This is a genomic window from Limosilactobacillus reuteri (assembly GCF_002254085.1).
Lineage (GTDB): Bacteria > Bacillota > Bacilli > Lactobacillales > Lactobacillaceae > Limosilactobacillus > Limosilactobacillus reuteri_K.
On sequence record NZ_NGPY01000084.1, the window covers coordinates 1 to 354 of the forward strand.

The 354-nt window shown below is 48.6% G+C and carries 1 protein-coding gene; it reads left to right on the forward strand.

Features of this window, described 5'->3' with window-relative positions:
• On the forward strand, window positions 1-354 hold a 354-nt coding region (locus CBG10_RS10035; protein WP_143452343.1), incomplete at both ends, for a Rib/alpha-like domain-containing protein.

Below are 354 nucleotides of genomic sequence, written 5' to 3' on the forward strand. Positions count from 1 at the left end.
CTCCAGATGTAACTACTGCAGGAGACAAGCCAGCAACTGTTGTTGTAAGCTACCCAGATGGCTCAAAGGACGAAGTACCAGTAACCATCCACGTAACCAACCCAGCAACTGATGCGGACAAGTACACTCCAGAAGGCCAAGACGTAAATACCAAGACTGGCGTTGTACCAAATCCAGCAGAAGGCATCAAGAACAAGAGTGACTTACCAGATGGCACTAAGTACACTTGGAAGGACACTCCAGATGTAACTACTGCAGGAGACAAGCCAGCAACTGTTGTTGTAAGCTACCCAGATGGCTCAAAGGACGAAGTACCAGTAACCATCCACGTAACCAATCCAGCAACTGATGCGG